The sequence below is a fragment of the Arthrobacter sp. B10-11 genome (assembly GCF_033142195.1).
GTDB lineage: Bacteria > Actinomycetota > Actinomycetes > Actinomycetales > Micrococcaceae > Arthrobacter > Arthrobacter oryzae_C.
Map to the genome: position 1 here is coordinate 754781 of NZ_JAWMTH010000001.1, position 16569 is coordinate 771349.

The window sequence follows — 16569 nt, forward strand, 5'->3', positions numbered from 1 at the left end:
GCAATCACCTTTGAGAGGATCCACAATGGGTATGAATTTCGACCGCAGGCATTTCCTGGGGCTGGCCGGCGCAGGAGCCGGCGCTGCCGCGCTGTCAGCATGCGGCGGCCCGTCCACAGGCGGAACAACGCCTGCGAGCGAGGCTGCCGAAATCGACTTCAGCGGCGTCAAGCCGGCCGCCTCCATCGACTTCTGGACGAACCATCCGGGCAAGTCCCAGGACGTGGAAAAGTCCATCATCGCGAAGTTCCATGCCAAGTTCCCGGACATCAAGGTAAACCTGGTGACCGCGGGCGCCAACTACGAGGAAATCGCCCAGAAGTTCCAGACCTCGCAGGCGGCCAAGGAGGCGCTGCCGGGTGTTGTTGTCCTCTCCGACGTGTGGTGGTTCCGCTACTTCTCCAACGGCAACATCATCCCGCTGGACGGCCTCGTCAAGGAGCTGGACATCAAGGTGGATGATTTCCAGAAGTCCCTCGTGGCCGACTACCAATACGACGACAAGCAGTGGGCCCTCCCCTACGGACGGTCCACGCCGCTGTTCTACTACAACAAGGACCACTTCAAGGCTGCCGGGCTGCCAGACAGGGCTCCGAAGACGTGGCAGGAGTTCGCCGAGTGGGCACCGAAGCTGAAGGCAAGCTCAGGCGCCCAGTACGCGTACATCTACCCCGCCCTGGCCGGCTACGCGGGCTGGACCCTGCAGAACAACCTCTGGGGCTGGGGCGGCAGCTGGTCCAATGAGTGGACCATCAACTGCGACTCGGCGGAATCGGTGGAGGCGCTGCAGTGGGCCCAGGATTCCATCTACAAGGACGGCTGGGCGGGTGTTTCCTCCAAGGAGGCCGCTGACGACTTCGCCGCGGGCATCACCTCGTCCACCATCTCGTCCACCGGGTCCCTGCTGGGTGTGCTCAAGTCCGCCAAGTTCAACGTGGGAGTCGGCTTCCTGCCGGGCGGCCCGAAGGTGGACAGCGGCGTGTGCCCCACGGGCGGCGCCGGCCTGGGCATCCCCAGCGGCGTGAGCAAGGAAGTGCAGCTGGCCGCCGGGACGTTCCTGAAGTTCATGACGGAGCCGGAGAACACGGCGGAGTTCTCGGCGGCCACCGGATACATGCCCACGCGCGTTTCGGCCGACATGACCGCGGTCCTGGCCAAGACACCGCAGATCAAGACCGCCATGGACCAGCTGGCAGCCACCCGGGTCCAGGACAACGCCCGGGTGTTCCTGCCCGGCGCGGACCAGGAAATGGCCAAGGCCGCAGCGAAGATCCTCACCCAGCAGGGCGACGTGAAGGCCACCATGACCGCGCTGAAGTCCACGCTGGAGGGCATCTACACGAAGGACGTCAAGCCCAAGCTCAAGAGCTGACGCGCGGTCTCGACGCGCAAAAGGTCCCGCGATACGCAAAACGTCCCGCGATACGCAAAATCCCTGGCGCACCCGGAATTCCGGGTGCGCCAGGGATTTTCCGCGTCGCAGGGGAATGTGCGCGTCGCCGGCGCGAAACCTACGGGATCGGGACGGGGACGACGCCCAGCGGCGCAAGCCGCTCCGCACCGCCGTCGGGCGCTGACAGGACCCAGATGCCCTTTTCATGGACGGCCACCGAGTGTTCCCACTGGCAGGAGCGCTTGCCGTCGGTGGTCACCACGGTCCAGTCGTCGTCGAGTACGGCCGTCTCGATGCTGCCGCGGACCAGCATGGGCTCAATGGCAAGGCACAGTCCGGGCCGGATTTTGGGGCCGCGGTGGCTGGTCCGGTAGTTGAGCACGTCCGGCGCCATGTGCATTTCGGAGCCGATGCCGTGGCCCACATAGTCTTCCAGGATGCCCAGCGGCTTTCCCGGAACGGAGGAGACGTAGTCGTCCACTGCGCAGCCGATGTCCCCGACGAACTTCCCCGTGGCCAGGGCAGCGATGCCACGCCACATGGCTTCCTCGGTGACCTCGGACAACCGGACGTCCTCCGGATCGGGGTTTCCCACAATCACGGTGCGGGCCGAGTCGGAGTGCCAGCCGTCCACGATCGCGCCGCCGTCGATAGAGATGATGTCGCCGTCGTTCAGCACGCGGCTGCCCGGGATGCCGTGGACCACTTCCTCGTTGACGGAGGTGCAGATGGTGGCCGGGAACCCGTGGTAGCCGAGGAAGTTGGACTTGGCGCCTGCCTCGTCCAGGACTGCGCGGAATACTGTGTCCAGCTGCGCCGTGGTGGCACCCGGGACGGCTGCCGCCACCGCAGCGTCCAGCGCGCGGCTCAGGACCAGGCCTGCCTCATGCATGGTGCGCATTTGGGCGTTGGTCTTGTATTCGATCCGGGGCTGTCCGAATGCCATGTATACCTCAGTGCTTCGTCTCGCTGGCGGGATGCGTTCATCCCAGGTCTCTGATCCATTGTCCCGCACCGGCGAAGCAGCTCGGGACAGGGTCCACCCCCAGCTTGTCCCCACGGCCAGAATCTCCCTGACACAAGGAAAGGGCGTGTCCCGTACACGATGGTACGGGACACGCCCTTGACGGCACCTGAGCGGTCCGGGTTTTCAGTCCCGGGCTTCCGGTTAGTCCGGAATCAGGCTGCCTGTGCTGCCTTGATGGCCTGCATGACGCGGTCGGTGACCTCGTCGATGCCGCCGATGCCGTCAACCTGGGTCAGGATGCCGCGCTCGGCATACTTGGCCACAACGGCTTCGGTCTGCTCGTGGTACAGGTCCAGCCGGTGGCGGATGACGGCTTCGTTGTCGTCGCTCCGGCCGGTTTCCTTGGCACGGCCCAGGAGGCGCGTCACCAGTTCCTCGTCATCGGCGGTCAGCTGCAGGACCACGTCCAGCTTCTGGTCACCGTTGGCCAGGATCTCGTCGAGGTAGTCCACCTGCGCGGTGGTGCGCGGGTAGCCGTCCAGGAGGAAGCCGCTCTCGACGTCGTCCTCGCTCAGGCGGTCGCGCACCATCTTGTTGGTAACGCTGTCCGGCACGAAATCGCCGGCGTCCATGTACTTCTTGGCCTCGACGCCCAGCGGCGTCTCACCCTTAACGTTGGCGCGGAAGATATCGCCGGTGGAGATCGCAACGACGCCGAGGCGCTCGGAGATCCGATCCGCCTGCGTTCCCTTGCCCGAACCCGGAGGTCCGATAATCAGCATTCTCGTCATCGCAAAAGCCCTTCGTAGTGACGTTGTTGTAGCTGCGCGTCAATCTGCTTGACCGTTTCCAGGCCCACACCCACCATGATCAGGATCGACGTTCCACCGAACGGGAAGTTCTGGTTGGCATTGATCAGGACCAGGGCGACGAGCGGGATCAATGCCACGAAGCCCAGGTAGAGGGCGCCGGGCAGGGTGATCCTGGAAAGGACGTACTGCAGATAGTCCGCCGTCGGCTTGCCGGCCCGGATACCCGGGATGAAGCCGCCGTACTTCTTCATGTTGTCGGAAACCTCTTCAGGATTGAAAGTGATTGCGACATAGAAGTAGGTAAAGAAAACAATCATGGCGAAATAAAGCGCCATGTAGATGGGGTGGTCACCGCGGGTGAGGTTGTTGTTGATCCACTCAACCCACGGCGCCATCTGCTCGCCCTGCTTCGGCTGGTTGAACTGCGAAATCAGGCCCGGCAGGTACAGCATCGAGGAAGCAAAGATGACGGGCACGACACCGGCCATGTTCACCTTGATGGGGATGTACGTGCTGGTGCCGCCCACGGTGCGGCGGCCGATCATGCGCTTGGCGTACTGCACCGGAATGCGGCGCTGCGACTGCTCCACGAAGACCACGAGTGCCACGGTGAGCAGGCCGATGGCCAGCACCATGAAGAACGTGCCCGGGCCCTGCGAGGTCCAGATGGCGCCCAGGGACGTCGGGAAGCTGGCCGCGATCGAGGTGAAGATGAGCAGCGACATACCGTTGCCCACGCCCTTTTCAGTCACCAGCTCGCCCATCCACATGATGAGGCCGGTGCCGGCCGTCAAAGTGATGATGATGAGGATGGTGGTGATGACGCTCGCGTCCGGGATGATGTCCAGCTGGCAGTTGGGCAGCAGCTGGCCGGAACGGGCCAGCGACACCAGAGTCGTGGCGTTCAGCAGACCCAGGGCAATGGTCAGGTAACGCGTGTACTGCGTTAGCTTGGACTGCCCTGATGCGCCCTCTTCATAAAGCTGCTGGAAGCGGGGAATGACCACCCTGAGCAGCTGGACGATGATGCTCGCCGTGATGTACGGCATGATGCCCAGGGCAAAAATGGACACCTGAAGCAACGCACCGCCGCTGAACAGATTGACGAGCTGGTAGATCCCGCCCGAGGTCTGACCGCTCTGCAAGCATTGCTGGACATTCTGGTAGTTCACACCAGGCGAGGGGATGAAGGCACCCAAGCGGAAGATTGTGATGATTCCCAGCGTGAACAACAACTTGCGTCGCAGATCAGGCGTGCGAAAGGCCCGGCCAAATGCGCTAAGCAAGCGTCCTCCTGATGTGTTAATAAAGTCGTGTGAGATAGGTCAATAAAACCCAACAACCGAGTCTACCGGGTTGATGCGCCCTGCGAACAATCGGTGAGGTTCCAAATGAGAAAAAACTCCCGGTACGCAGGGCCTGAGCCCCGTGTACCGGGAGTTTCCACAACGGGCTTCCGCTCCGCTGCCCCTATTTAGAGGGCAGTGGTGCTTCCGCCTGCTGCTGCAATCTTTTCTGCGGCGCTGGCCGAGAATGCGTGGGCGGTGACGTCAACCTTGACGGTGATGTCGCCGGTGCCAAGCACCTTGACGGGCTGGTTCTTGCGAACGGCGCCCTTTTCGACCAGGTTCTCCACGGTGACTGCGCCACCTTCCGGGAACAGCTCGTTGAGCTTGTCCAGGTTAACAACCTGGAACTCAACCCGGAACGGGTTCTTGAAGCCGCGCAGCTTCGGCAGGCGCATGTGCAGCGGCAGCTGGCCGCCGGCAAAGCCAGCCTTGATCTGGTAACGGGCCTTCGTACCCTTGGTACCGCGACCAGCGGTCTTACCCTTGGAACCTTCACCACGACCAACACGGGTCTTGGCGGTCTTGGCACCCGGGGCGGGACGCAGGTGGTGAACCTTCAGTGCGTTCTGCTTCTCAGCAGCGGCGCCCTGTGCCTTCTCGGCGGTGTTCTTCTCTGCCATTTACTTCGCCTCCTCTACCTTTACCAGGTGCGGAACCGTGTTGAGCATACCCACGGTCACGGCGTCGGCGGTGCGGACAACGGTGTGTCCGATCCGCTTCAGGCCGAGGGACCGCAGCGTGTCGCGCTGGTTCTGCTTGCCGCCAATGGCGGACTTGATCTGAGTGATCTCCAACTGTGCGTCGGAGGGAATCAGGTTCTTAGCCATGACTCAGACACCTGCCTTCTGGTTCAGGAGAGCCTTCACCAGTGCCGGCGGAGCGATCTCGTCGAGCGGGAGGCCGCGGCGTGCTGCCACTGCTGCCGGCTCTTCGAGGCGCTTCAGGGCATCAACGGTCGCGTGAACGATGTTGATGGCGTTTGAGGAACCGAGCGACTTGGAGAGGATGTCGTGGATGCCCACGCACTCCAGTACTGCACGGACCGGACCACCGGCGATTACACCGGTACCGGCGGAAGCCGGACGCAGCATAACGACGCCTGCGGCGGCCTCACCCTGAACACGGTGCGGGATGGTGCTGCCAACGCGGGGAACGCGGAAGAAGGACTTCTTGGCCTCTTCAACGCCCTTCGCGATTGCGGCAGGAACTTCCTTAGCCTTGCCGTAGCCAACGCCGACCATACCGTTGCCGTCGCCGACAACGACGAGGGCGGTGAAGCTGAAGCGACGACCACCCTTGACGACCTTGGAAACGCGGTTGATGGTTACAACGCGCTCTACGAACTGGCTCTTTTCGGCTTCGCGGCCACCGTCGCGGCCACCACGGCCACCACGGTCGCCACGGCCCTGGCCGCGGTCGCCACGCTCGCCACGACGAGCGCCACGGCGGTCGTCAGTGGTAGCAGGCGCAGCGGTCTCAGTTGCCGGAGCAGCTACAGCTTCAGTCACCTGAATGTCCTTTTCGTTATTTTCGGTCACAGTGACAGCCCACCTTCACGTGCGCCGTCAGCGACGGCGGCGATCCGGCCGTGGTACTTGTTACCACCGCGGTCGAAGACAACAGCTTCGATACCGGCAGCCTTGGCACGCTCGGCGACCAGTTCGCCAACGCGCTTGGCCTTGGCGGTCTTGTCACCGTCGAATGCACGAAGGTCGGCTTCCAGTGTGGACGCGCTCGCTACGGTCAGGCCCTTGGTGTCATCGACAACCTGGACGAATACGTGGCGTGCGGAGCGGTTGACGACCAGGCGAGGGCGTACAGCCGTTCCGGAGATGCGCTTGCGGATACGAAGCTGGCGGCGGCTGCGTGAAGCAGACTTGCTCTTGTTCGTACGCTTCTTGTTAATTGCGATGGCCATGGTTACTTACCAGCCTTTCCGACCTTGCGGCGGATGACTTCGCCGGCGTAGCGGATGCCCTTGCCCTTATAGGGGTCCGGCTTCCGCAGCTTGCGAATGTTGGCAGCAACCTCGCCGACCTGCTGCTTGGAGATACCTGAAACAGAGAGCTTGGTCGGGGTCTCTACTGCAAAGGTGATGCCGTTCGGTGCCGAGACGTTGACCGGGTGGCTGTAGCCCAGAGCGAACTCCAGGTCAGAACCCTTGGCCTGGACGCGGTAACCGGTACCGACAATCTCAAGCTTCTTCTCGTAGCCTGCGGTGACACCCTGGATCATGTTGGCGATCAGGGTGCGGGTCAGGCCGTGCAGCGAACGTGATGCGCGCTCGTCGTTCGGGCGGGCGACAGTCAGGGTGCCATCTTCCAGGGTGACCTCGATCGGGCTGGCCACAGTGTGGCTCAGCTCGCCTTTGGAACCCTTGACGCTGACGACAGAGCCGTCAACCTTGACCTCAACGCCGGCAGGAACGGTGATGGGGAGACGTCCAATACGTGACATTATTCTCTTCCTTTCCCGTTACCAGACGTAAGCGAGGACTTCGCCGCCCACGCCCTTCTTGCCGGCCTGCTTGTCAGTCAGGAGGCCGGAAGAGGTGGACAGGATTGCGACACCCAGGCCACCGAGCACGTGCGGCAGGTTGGTGGACTTCGCGTAAACACGCAGTCCCGGCTTGGAAATACGACGAACGCCAGCGATTGAACGCTCGCGGTTCGGACCGAACTTGAGCTCGATGGTCAGCTTCTTGCCGACCTCAGCGTCTTCTTCTTTCCAGGAGGCGATGTAACCTTCGGCCTTCAGGATGTCGGCGACGCGTGCCTTGAGCTTGCTGTACGGCATAGTCACGGTGTCGTGGTATGCCGAGTTTGCGTTGCGCAGACGCGTAAGCATGTCTGCGACGGGATCTGTCATGGTCATGTTGGGCTCTTGCCCTTCCTCATAACGGTTTCCGCCCTGCCATCCCCCAAGGGAAGCGGCAAGGCCGGACCTTCTATGTAGCTAGATTAAGCTTCGGTCTTGAACGGGAAACCAAGCGCCTTGAGCAGCGCGCGGCCTTCGTCGTCGGTCTTGGCAGTGGTCACGACGGTGATGTCCATACCGCGAACGCGGTCGATGGAATCCTGGTCGATCTCGTGGAACATAACCTGCTCGGTCAGACCGAAGGTGTAGTTGCCGTTGCCATCGAACTGCTTGCCACTGAGGCCCCGGAAGTCACGGATACGCGGCAGTGCCAGCGTGACCAGACGGTCCAGGAATTCCCACATGCGGTCTCCACGCAGAGTTGCGTGTGCACCGATGGGCATGCCTTCGCGCAGCTTGAACTGTGCGATCGACTTGCGGGCCTTGGTTACCTGCGGCTTCTGACCGGTGATCAGGGTCAGATCGCGGACAGCGCCGTCGATCAGCTTGGAGTCCTTGGCGGCATCTCCAACACCCATGTTCACTACGACCTTGACCAGACGGGGAACCTGGTTGACGTTTTCGTACTTGAATTCCTCAATGAGCGTGCTCTTGATGGAATCCGCGTACTTGGTCTTCAGACGAGGAACGATCTTGCTTGCCGGAGTCTCGAGAGTCTCAGTCATTAGATGTCCTTCCCGGAGCTCTTGGCCACGCGTACGCGCACTTCACGCTTCTTGCCGTTACGCTCAACGGTCTCGGTACGGAAACCGACGCGAGTGGGCTTCTTGGTGGAGGGGTCAACCAGGGCCACGTTGGAGATGTGGATGGAAGCCTCTACGACCTCGATGCCACCGGTCTTGGTGCCGCGCTGCGACTGACCGACCTTGGTGTGCTTGGTTACGCGGTTAATGCCTTCAACCAACACGCGGTTGGAATCCGGGAACACGCGCAGAACCTTGCCCTGCTTGCCACGGTCGCCGCCGCGCTCAGCCTTGGCGCCAGTGATGACCTGAACGAGGTCACCCTTTTTGATCTTAGCCATGGACTAGAGCACCTCCGGAGCCAGAGAAACGATCTTCATGAACTTCTTGTCACGCAGTTCACGACCAACCGGTCCGAAGATACGGGTACCGCGGGGGTCACCGTCGTTCTTCAGGATCACAGCTGCGTTCTCGTCAAACTTGATGTAGGAACCATCCGCACGGCGGCGTTCCTTCTTGGTACGGACGATGACAGCCTTGACGACATCGCCCTTCTTTACGTTGCCGCCCGGAATTGCGTCCTTGACGGTAGCGACGATGACGTCGCCAATGCCTGCGTAGCGACGGCCAGATCCACCGAGAACGCGAATGGTAAGGATTTCCTTAGCACCCGTGTTGTCGGCGACCTTGAGTCGCGACTCCTGCTGAATCACTATTTACTCCTTGCGTCGCGCTGGTTCTCAGACCGAAAATCTTCCTACGGAATGAGCCTTGCGGAACGGTTGATCGGGGTGTCTCTTGACCTGCCTGGATTTTGCCAGACCAGGCCTAAACTCCCGTGCCAAAAACATTTGCTTCCCAAGCGATTCCGACGGATCGGGGCGCAAGGGGGCACTATGCCGTGGCACGATTGTTTACGAGGTTGATGACAGCGCACGAACGGCGCCATACAAACTCAAAATCTTAGCACGTTTTGGGCCAATCCCCCATATCACAGGTAGGTGGTCGGCAGCCTACTCCCCCCGCGTCCCGTTTCCTTGCTTAACGGAGAAACCCCCGCTCCCGGAACGGGAACAGGGGTTTCTCGCGCAAACCTGGCAGCAAAGCTGCAGGTGTTACTTGGCCTTCTCGAGGATCTCCACCAGGCGCCACCGCTTGGTAGCGGAGAGCGGGCGGGTCTCGGCGAGGAGAACGAGGTCGCCGATGCCGGCGGTGTTCTCTTCGTCGTGAGCCTTGATCTTCGTGTTGCGGCGGATGACCTTGCCGTAAAGGGCGTGCTTCACGCGGTCTTCGACCTGGACAACGATGGTCTTTTCCATCTTGTCCGAGACGACGTAGCCGCGCTTCGTCTTACGGTAACCGCGCTCGTCAGCCTTGGCTGCGCCGGAAACAGTTTCCGTCACGTTCTCGTCCTTTTCACTCACTTGGCATCCTCCTCGGTCTCAACCGTTTCAGCCTTTTCGGCCTTCTTGGTTGCAGCCTTCTTGGATTTCTTTTCTTCCTTGGCTTCCACAACCGGTGCGGCAACCTCGGCACGAATGCCCAGCTCGCGCTCACGGAGAACGGTGTAGATGCGTGCGATGTCCTTCTTTACCGCGCGCAGACGACCGTGGCTCTCCAGCTGACCGGTGGCGGACTGGAAACGCAGGTTGAACAGCTCTTCCTTGGACTTGCGGAGTTCTTCAACGAGACGCTCGTTGTCGAAACCGTCCAGCTGCGCGGGTGCGAGATCCTTCGACCCTACTGCCATTTCTACTCACCACCTTCGCGACGCACAATGCGTGCCTTCAACGGCAGCTTGTGGATTGCCAGGCGCAGTGCCTCGCGAGCTACCTCTTCACTGACACCGGAGAGTTCGAAGAGAACCCGGCCCGGCTTGACGTTTGAGACCCACCATTCCGGAGAACCCTTACCGGAACCCATACGGGTTTCAGCAGGCTTCTTCGTCAGCGGACGGTCCGGGTAGATGTTGATCCAGACCTTGCCGCCACGCTTAATGTGGCGGGTCATCGCGATACGGGCAGATTCGATCTGACGGTTGGTGACGTATGCCGGGCTCAGAGCCTGGATACCCCACTCACCGAAGGAGACCTTGGTGCCGCCCGTAGCAGCGCCGGAACGACCCGGGTGGTGCTGCTTGCGGTGCTTGACTCGACGTGGGATAAGCATTTAAGCCTGTCCTCCTTCTACTGCCTGTGCCGGTGCGGCAGAAGCTGCTTCAGCTGCCGGAGCTTCGGCAGCAGGTGCTGCCTCCGCTGCCGGACGGTCGGTACGACGACGGCGGTCACCACGGTCAGCGCCACCCGGGCGGCCCGGACGATCGCTGGCACCACGGCCGCGGGACGGAGCAGCAGCTGCCTGCTGAGCCAGTTCCTTGGAGGTGACGTCACCCTTGTAGATCCAGACCTTCACGCCGATGCGGCCGAAGGTGGTCTTGGCTTCGTAGAAGCCGTAGTCGATGTTCGCACGGAGGGTGTGCAGGGGCACACGGCCTTCGCGGTAGAACTCCGAGCGGGACATTTCAGCGCCGCCCAGTCGACCGGAGCAAGCGATACGGATGCCCTTGGCACCAGCGCGCTGTGCGGACTGCATGGCCTTCTTCATTGCACGGCGGAATGCCACGCGGGAAGTCAGCTGCTCCGCAACGCCCTGGGCAACAAGCTGCGCTTCCATCTCGGGGTTCTTGACCTCGAGGATGTTCAGCTGAACCTGCTTGCCGGTGAGCTTCTCGAGCTCGCCGCGGATGCGGTCTGCTTCAGCACCGCGGCGGCCGATAACGATGCCCGGACGTGCCGTGTGGATATCCACGCGGACACGGTCGCGGGTGCGCTCGATTTCAACCTTGGCGATACCGGCGCGCTCCATGCCCGTGGACATGAGCTGGCGGATACGGATGTCTTCGCGAACGAAGTCCTTGTACCGCTGACCGGACTTGGTGCTGTCAGCAAACCAGTGCGATACGTGATCGGTGGTGATGCCGAGTCGGAACCCGTGCGGGTTAACTTTCTGTCCCACTTAGCGAGCCTCCTCTTTCTCCGGGGTAGCGACTACCACGGTGATGTGGCTCGTGCGCTTCTTGATCTGAAATGCACGACCCTGGGCACGCGGCTGGAACCGCTTCATGGTCGGGCCTTCATCAACAAACGCTTCGCTGATGATGAGGTCACCTTCGTCAAACGCCACGCCGTCGCGGTCCGCGAGGACCCGGGCGTTGGAGATTGCCGACTGAACTACCTTGAATACCGGCTCAGAAGCTGCCTGGGGGGCAAACTTCAGAATTGCCAGAGCCTCGTTCGCTTGCTTACCACGAACAAGGTTGACGACGCGCCGGGCCTTCATAGGCGTTACGCGGATGTGACGCGCAATTGCCTTGGCTTCCATTGCTTTCCTTCTCTCGTCTTTGACGTAAGTGCAGGCGCCTAGCGGCGCTTGCCCTTACGGTCGTCCTTGACATGGCCGCGGAATGTCCGCGTGGGAGCGAATTCGCCGAGCTTGTGCCCGACCATCGACTCGGTGACAAACACCGGGATGTGCTTGCGTCCGTCGTGAACGGCGATCGTGTGCCCGAGCATGTCGGGGATGATCATCGAACGGCGGGACCAGGTCTTGATGACGTTCTTGGTGCCCTTTTCGTTTTCCCTGTCCACCTTCACAAAGAGGTGCTGGTCAACGAAAGGACCTTTTTTCAGGCTGCGTGGCATGTGTCCAGGCTCCTATCGCTTGTTCTTGCCAGTACGACGGCGACGAACAATAAGCTTGTCGCTCTCTTTGTTGGGACGGCGGGTGCGGCCTTCGCGCTTACCGTTCGGGTTGACGGGGTTACGTCCACCGGACGTCTTACCTTCGCCACCACCATGGGGGTGGTCAACCGGGTTCATCGCGACACCACGGACGGTCGGGCGGACGCCCTTCCAGCGCATGCGGCCGGCCTTACCCCAGTTGATGTTCGACTGCTCGGCGTTGCCGACCTCGCCGATCGTTGCGCGGCAGCGCACGTCGACGTTGCGGATTTCGCCGGAAGGCAGACGCAGCTGGGCGAAGCGGCCTTCCTTTGCAACGAGCTGGATCGATGCGCCGGCGGAGCGGCCCATCTTGGCGCCGCCACCCGGACGCAGTTCAACTGCGTGGATTACGGTACCCACCGGGATGTTGAGCAGCGGCAGGTTGTTGCCCGGCTTGATGTCAGCGCTGGCACCTGCTTCCACAACGTCACCCTGGGACAGCTTGTTCGGCGCGATGATGTAACGCTTGGTGCCATCAACGTAGTGCAGGAGGGCGATGCGAGCCGTGCGGTTCGGATCGTACTCAATTTCGGCAACGCGGGCGTTGACGCCGTCTTTGTCGTGGCGACGGAAGTCGATCAGACGGTACTGGCGCTTGTGGCCACCACCCTTGTGACGGGTCGTGATCTTACCGGTGTTGTTACGGCCACCCTTTTTCGGGAGGGGACGTACCAACGACTTTTCCGGCGTCGACCGCGTGATTTCAGTGAAGTCCGCTACGCTCGAGCCGCGACGGCCCGGGGTAGTCGGCTTATATTTACGGATTCCCATAATTCATTTCCTCGTTAAAGTGGTCTCCGCTACGCGAGCGGACCGCCGAAGATGTCGATCGTGCCTTCTTTGAGGGTCACAATCGCACGCTTGGTGTTCTTGCGGGTTCCCCAGCCGAATTTGGTGCGCTTGCGCTTACCGGCACGGTTGATGGTGTTGATCGAGTCGACCTTGACGGAGAAAATCTTCTCCACGGCCAGCTTGATCTCGGTCTTGTTCGAGCGGGGGTCCACCAGGAAGGTGTACTTTCCCTCATCGATCAGGCCGTAGCTCTTTTCCGATACGACGGGTGCAAGCACGACGTCGCGCGGGTCCTTGATGGTGGCTGCACTCACTTGGCATCCTCCTCGTTCTTTGCCTTGGCGGCAACGAATGCCTCGTAGGCAGCCTTGGTGAAGACTACGTCGTCAGAGACGAGCACGTCGTAGGTGTTCAGCTGGTCTGCGTACAGAACGTGAACATCTGCGAGGTTGCGCACGGACAGTGCAGCAACGTCGTTGGCGCGCTCGATGACAACGAGCAGGTTCTTGCGCTCGGACACGCCGCGCAGCGTTGCCAGTGCTTCCTTGGCGGACGGCTTGGTGCCGGCTACCAGTTCAGCAACAACGTGGATGCGGCCGTTACGGGCGCGGTCAGACAATGCGCCGCGCAGTGCAGCAGCAATCATCTTCTTGGGGGTCCGCTGGCTGTAGTCACGCGGGGTCGGGCCGTGGACAACGCCACCACCGGTCATGTGAGGAGCACGGATTGAACCCTGACGGGCGCGGCCGGTGCCCTTCTGCTTGAACGGCTTGCGGCCTGCACCGGAAACTTCAGCGCGGGTCTTGGTCTTGTGGGTACCCTGGCGAGCAGCAGCGAGCTGGGCAACGACGACCTGGTGCAGCAGCGGCACGTTGGTCTGTACGTCGAAGATCTCTGCAGGCAGGTCAACCTTGACAGTGCTAGTCATTGAACTAGGCTCCCTTCACGGCGGTGCGTACGAGTACGACCTGGCCGCGGGCACCGGGAACGGCGCCCTTGATGAGGAGCAGCGACTTCTCGACGTCAACTGCGTGAACCGTGAGGTTCAGCGTGGTGTGACGAACGGCGCCCATGCGGCCGGCCATTTTCATGCCCTTGAAGACGCGGCTCGGGGTGGATGCGCCACCGATTGAACCGGGCTTACGGTGGTTCTTGTGTGCACCGTGGGAAGCACCTACGCCGTGGAAGCCGTGACGCTTCATAACACCGGCGAAGCCCTTACCCTTGGTGGTGCCAACGACGTCGATCTTCTGTCCGGCTTCGAAGACCTCAACAGAGAGCTCCTGGCCCAGTTCGTACTCAGCAGCATCTGCGGTACGGAGTTCGACGACGTGGCGGCGAGGCGTGACGCCTGCCTTTTCAAAGTGACCAGCCAGCGGCTTGGTGACCTTGCGGGGATCGATCTGGCCGTAGCCGATCTGAACGGCGACGTAGCCATCAACGTCTGCATTGCGCAGCTGGGTGATGACGTTTGAGTCAGCCTGGACAACAGTGACGGGGATGAGCTTGTTGTTCTCGTCCCAGACCTGGGTCATGCCGAGCTTCGTGCCCAGCAGGCCCTTTACGTTACGGGTTGCGGTCATAGTCTCTCAGCACCTCCCTACAGCTTGATTTCGATGTTCACGTCGGCCGGCAGGTCGAGACGCATAAGCGAGTCAACAGCCTTCGGCGTGGGGTCGATGATGTCGATCAGACGCTTGTGCGTGCGCATTTCAAAGTGCTCGCGGCTGTCCTTGTACTTGTGCGGAGAGCGGATAACGCAGTACACGTTCTTCTCCGTCGGAAGCGGCACGGGGCCAACTACCGTTGCGCCTGCGCGCGTGACCGTCTCAACGATCTTCCGGGCTGAAACGTCAATGACCTCGTGGTCGTATGACTTCAGCCGGATGCGGATTTTTTGTCCCGCCATGTCGCCTGACTCTCTTTCAGTCTGTGCTTCCCCTGATTGGGGCTGCCCTGTTCACTTACGTGTTGTATGGCTGCCGAAGCATTTGAAGTCGTAACTACCACCCGCCGCACAAGCTGAATCCGGAAGAATCCGGGTTCCTCAACCTGCCGGCGCAACCGACCCCCGCGGTCGGGCGTGTCGCGCTGTTCGCGCGTACTCGTCCGCAGTTCCATGGGGAGTGGGTTATGTTTGGTCTCCTACTTGGACCCTGACACCCGGCATTATCCGGATCGGGACGCGAAGGAGCGCTTGAACAACTCATCTAGTATGCCGGATTTTGCGCACAGAAGCGAATCAGGCCAGCGACGGCCGCCATCGTCCCCCGATGACTGGTCATTGCCTTCAGCAACCGTCAATTGGATGATAGGGGCATGACTGTGCAAAACTCTGCGGCGCTGCAGAGCCTGGCCGAACGCCTGGATCCGGAATTCGTCCTGGGCGTGGCGGCGGCCGCGTTCCAGATCGAGGGATCCCTCAAGGCTGACGGGCGCGGCCCTTCGGGCTGGGACGCCTTCGCCGAGAAACCCGGCAGCATCATGGACGGCCACTCCCCGGCCGTCGCCTGCGACCACTACAACCGGTCCGGCGAGGACGTGGCCCTCATGCGCGAGCTGGGCGTGGACTCTTACCGGTTCTCCATTTCCTGGCCCCGCATCCAGCCGGAAGGCCGCGGCTCGTTCAACAGCCAGGGCCTGGACTTCTACGACCGGCTGATCGACCAGTTGCTCGACGCCGGCATCTCACCGATGGCCACGCTGTACCACTGGGACACTCCCCTGCCGCTCGAACACGGCGGCGGCTGGATGAACCGGTCCACCGCGGAACGGTTCGCCGAATACAGCGCGGCAGCCGGCGAGCGGTTCGGGGACCGCGTGGCGCAGTGGGTCACCCTGAACGAACCGGTTTCGGTAACGCTCAACGGCTACGCCCTGGGGGTCCATGCCCCTGGCCACGATCTTCTTTTCAACGCCCTGCCGTCAATTCACCATCAGCTGCTTGGGCACGGCCTCGCGGTCCAGGCCCTGCGGGGCGCAGGCGTCACCGGGGCCGTCGGCGTCACTAACCTCCACTCCCCTGTCCGGCCGGCAACCGGCAAGCGTGGCGACAGGATGGTGGCGAGGATTTTCGACATTTTGATGAACCGCGTCTACGCGGACCCCGTTCTGCTGGGCCGGTACCCGAAGCTGCCGCTGGCGGTCCGTCCGTGGTTCCGCTCGATGGGCAGGATTTCCGACGCCGACCTCCGGACCATCCACCAGCCCCTGGACTTCTACGGGCTCAATTACTACTACCCCGTGAAAGTGGCCCTCGGCCGTGGCCCGGTCAGCATACCGGCGAACAATTCTGCCGCGCTGGCCCGGTTGCCGTTCCACGAAGTGGGCTACCCGGAGTACGCGACCACCGGCTTCGGCTGGCCTGTGGCCCCTGAGCACCTCGGCATCCTCCTTCGCGAAATGAAGGACCGCTACGGCGAGGCCCTGCCCCCGCTGTACATCACTGAGAGCGGGGCGAGCTTCCCGGAGCCGGAGCACGTGTCCGGTCCGATTGTTGACACGAACAGAATCGACTATCTGGCCAGCCACCTGGGCCATGCGCTTGCCGCCACGGCCCCTGGCGGTCTCGCCGAGGACGTGAAGTTGCTGGGCTACTACGTGTGGACGCTCTTGGACAATTTCGAGTGGGCCGCGGGGTATTCGCAGCGGTTCGGACTGATCCACGTTGACTTCGACACGCTGGAGCGCACTCCCAAGGAGTCCTTCTACTGGTTCCAGGCACTCAGCAAGGCGCGGAAGGCCTAGGCGCGGACCTACTGCCGCTTGTTTGCCCTGTTGATGCGCTTGGCCCGGTCGATTTCCTGGCGGAAGTGCTTCTTGGCCCACAAAACGCCAGCGACCACCGCAGCGGCAACCAGTAGGAAAATTAACCATTCCATGATGCTGTCCTTTCGTTGTCAGCAACCTTACCA

The 16569-nt window shown here is 61.8% G+C and carries 26 protein-coding genes; 2 read left to right on the forward strand and 24 right to left on the reverse strand.

The window, feature by feature from the left end; all coding sequences use genetic code 11:
• The first annotated feature begins 25 nt into the window (after positions 1 to 25).
• Positions 26 to 1372, forward strand: a complete 1347-nt coding sequence (locus RW112_RS03525; protein WP_317780442.1) for an ABC transporter substrate-binding protein — start codon at positions 26 to 28, stop codon at positions 1370 to 1372.
• Between the two features lie 139 nt (positions 1373 to 1511).
• Here RW112_RS03525 and map read toward each other — a convergent pair whose 3' ends face one another.
• The 23 genes from map to rpsJ form a co-directional block, all read right to left on the reverse strand.
• Positions 1512 to 2339 carry a type I methionyl aminopeptidase gene (gene map / locus RW112_RS03530; protein WP_317780443.1) on the reverse strand — a complete coding sequence of 276 codons (828 nt, stop codon included), beginning with the start codon at positions 2337 to 2339 and terminating at the stop codon, positions 1512 to 1514.
• Positions 2340 to 2572: 233 nt separating this feature from the next.
• Positions 2573 to 3142 (reverse strand): adenylate kinase, encoded by a 570-nt coding sequence (locus tag RW112_RS03535; protein ID WP_305943452.1) that lies wholly within the window; start codon positions 3140 to 3142, stop codon positions 2573 to 2575.
• Between the two features lie 5 nt (positions 3143 to 3147).
• The gene (secY, locus tag RW112_RS03540; protein WP_305941797.1) at positions 3148 to 4458 is read right to left on the reverse strand and encodes a preprotein translocase subunit SecY; all 1311 of its coding nucleotides are present in this window, start codon (positions 4456 to 4458) and stop codon (positions 3148 to 3150) included.
• A gap of 188 nt (positions 4459 to 4646) precedes the next feature.
• Positions 4647 to 5141, reverse strand: coding sequence for a 50S ribosomal protein L15 (gene rplO / locus RW112_RS03545; RefSeq protein WP_051628706.1), 495 nt, complete (start codon positions 5139 to 5141; stop codon positions 4647 to 4649).
• On the reverse strand, positions 5142 to 5348 hold the full coding sequence (gene rpmD / locus RW112_RS03550) for a 50S ribosomal protein L30 (protein ID WP_056626615.1): 207 nt from the start codon (positions 5346 to 5348) through the stop codon (positions 5142 to 5144).
• A gap of 3 nt (positions 5349 to 5351) precedes the next feature.
• A complete protein-coding gene (gene rpsE, locus RW112_RS03555; protein ID WP_317780444.1) occupies positions 5352 to 6029 on the reverse strand; it encodes a 30S ribosomal protein S5 in 678 nt (225 codons plus the stop codon).
• A gap of 26 nt (positions 6030 to 6055) precedes the next feature.
• Positions 6056 to 6439, reverse strand: coding sequence for a 50S ribosomal protein L18 (gene rplR / locus RW112_RS03560; protein WP_011692796.1), 384 nt, complete (start codon positions 6437 to 6439; stop codon positions 6056 to 6058).
• Between the two features lie 2 nt (positions 6440 to 6441).
• On the reverse strand, positions 6442 to 6978 hold the full coding sequence (gene rplF / locus RW112_RS03565) for a 50S ribosomal protein L6 (protein ID WP_028269576.1): 537 nt from the start codon (positions 6976 to 6978) through the stop codon (positions 6442 to 6444).
• A gap of 18 nt (positions 6979 to 6996) precedes the next feature.
• On the reverse strand, positions 6997 to 7395 hold the full coding sequence (gene rpsH, locus RW112_RS03570; RefSeq protein ID WP_305941799.1) for a 30S ribosomal protein S8: 399 nt from the start codon (positions 7393 to 7395) through the stop codon (positions 6997 to 6999).
• 86 nt (positions 7396 to 7481) lie between these two features.
• The gene (gene rplE, locus RW112_RS03575; RefSeq protein ID WP_011692799.1) at positions 7482 to 8063 is read right to left on the reverse strand and encodes a 50S ribosomal protein L5; all 582 of its coding nucleotides are present in this window, start codon (positions 8061 to 8063) and stop codon (positions 7482 to 7484) included.
• A complete protein-coding gene (rplX, locus tag RW112_RS03580) occupies positions 8063 to 8422 on the reverse strand; it encodes a 50S ribosomal protein L24 (protein WP_305941800.1) in 360 nt (119 codons plus the stop codon). Before rplX ends, rplE begins: the two co-directional genes overlap by 1 nt.
• A 3-nt stretch (positions 8423 to 8425) precedes the next feature.
• Complete coding sequence (gene rplN / locus RW112_RS03585) at positions 8426 to 8794, reverse strand: 50S ribosomal protein L14 (protein ID WP_003803789.1); 369 nt, start codon at positions 8792 to 8794, stop codon at positions 8426 to 8428.
• A 402-nt stretch (positions 8795 to 9196) separates the two neighbouring features.
• On the reverse strand, positions 9197 to 9505 hold the full coding sequence (gene rpsQ, locus RW112_RS03590; RefSeq protein ID WP_011692801.1) for a 30S ribosomal protein S17: 309 nt from the start codon (positions 9503 to 9505) through the stop codon (positions 9197 to 9199).
• Positions 9502 to 9831 carry a 50S ribosomal protein L29 gene (gene rpmC, locus RW112_RS03595; protein ID WP_317780447.1) on the reverse strand — a complete coding sequence of 110 codons (330 nt, stop codon included), beginning with the start codon at positions 9829 to 9831 and terminating at the stop codon, positions 9502 to 9504. Before rpmC ends, rpsQ begins: the two co-directional genes overlap by 4 nt.
• A gap of 2 nt (positions 9832 to 9833) precedes the next feature.
• Complete coding sequence (gene rplP / locus RW112_RS03600) at positions 9834 to 10250, reverse strand: 50S ribosomal protein L16 (protein WP_011692803.1); 417 nt, start codon at positions 10248 to 10250, stop codon at positions 9834 to 9836.
• Complete coding sequence (gene rpsC, locus RW112_RS03605; RefSeq protein WP_305941801.1) at positions 10251 to 11096, reverse strand: 30S ribosomal protein S3; 846 nt, start codon at positions 11094 to 11096, stop codon at positions 10251 to 10253.
• Positions 11097 to 11462 carry a 50S ribosomal protein L22 gene (rplV, locus tag RW112_RS03610; protein WP_003803798.1) on the reverse strand — a complete coding sequence of 122 codons (366 nt, stop codon included), beginning with the start codon at positions 11460 to 11462 and terminating at the stop codon, positions 11097 to 11099.
• 38 nt (positions 11463 to 11500) lie between these two features.
• Positions 11501 to 11782, reverse strand: coding sequence for a 30S ribosomal protein S19 (gene rpsS, locus RW112_RS03615; RefSeq protein ID WP_011692805.1), 282 nt, complete (start codon positions 11780 to 11782; stop codon positions 11501 to 11503).
• Positions 11783 to 11794: 12 nt separating this feature from the next.
• Positions 11795 to 12634: a 50S ribosomal protein L2 gene (gene rplB, locus RW112_RS03620; protein WP_317780448.1), complete on the reverse strand. Its 840-nt coding sequence runs from the start codon at positions 12632 to 12634 to the stop codon at positions 11795 to 11797.
• 29 nt (positions 12635 to 12663) lie between these two features.
• Positions 12664 to 12969: a 50S ribosomal protein L23 gene (rplW, locus tag RW112_RS03625; RefSeq protein ID WP_066293292.1), complete on the reverse strand. Its 306-nt coding sequence runs from the start codon at positions 12967 to 12969 to the stop codon at positions 12664 to 12666.
• Positions 12966 to 13583, reverse strand: a complete 618-nt coding sequence (rplD, locus tag RW112_RS03630) for a 50S ribosomal protein L4 (RefSeq protein WP_011692808.1) — start codon at positions 13581 to 13583, stop codon at positions 12966 to 12968. The genes rplW and rplD overlap by 4 nt, the downstream gene beginning before the upstream one ends.
• 4 nt (positions 13584 to 13587) lie before the next feature.
• The gene (rplC, locus tag RW112_RS03635) at positions 13588 to 14238 is read right to left on the reverse strand and encodes a 50S ribosomal protein L3 (RefSeq protein ID WP_011692809.1); all 651 of its coding nucleotides are present in this window, start codon (positions 14236 to 14238) and stop codon (positions 13588 to 13590) included.
• Between the two features lie 17 nt (positions 14239 to 14255).
• Positions 14256 to 14564, reverse strand: coding sequence for a 30S ribosomal protein S10 (gene rpsJ / locus RW112_RS03640; protein WP_003803825.1), 309 nt, complete (start codon positions 14562 to 14564; stop codon positions 14256 to 14258).
• Positions 14565 to 14974: 410 nt separating this feature from the next.
• On the opposite strand from rpsJ, the gene RW112_RS03645 reads away from it, so the two are divergent.
• Positions 14975 to 16402: a GH1 family beta-glucosidase gene (locus RW112_RS03645; RefSeq protein WP_317780449.1), complete on the forward strand. Its 1428-nt coding sequence runs from the start codon at positions 14975 to 14977 to the stop codon at positions 16400 to 16402.
• An 8-nt stretch (positions 16403 to 16410) separates the two neighbouring features.
• Here the strand turns inward: RW112_RS03645 and RW112_RS03650 are convergent, their stop codons facing one another.
• The gene (locus RW112_RS03650) at positions 16411 to 16536 is read right to left on the reverse strand and encodes a hypothetical protein (RefSeq protein WP_305941804.1); all 126 of its coding nucleotides are present in this window, start codon (positions 16534 to 16536) and stop codon (positions 16411 to 16413) included.
• Positions 16537 to 16569 lie beyond the last annotated feature (33 nt).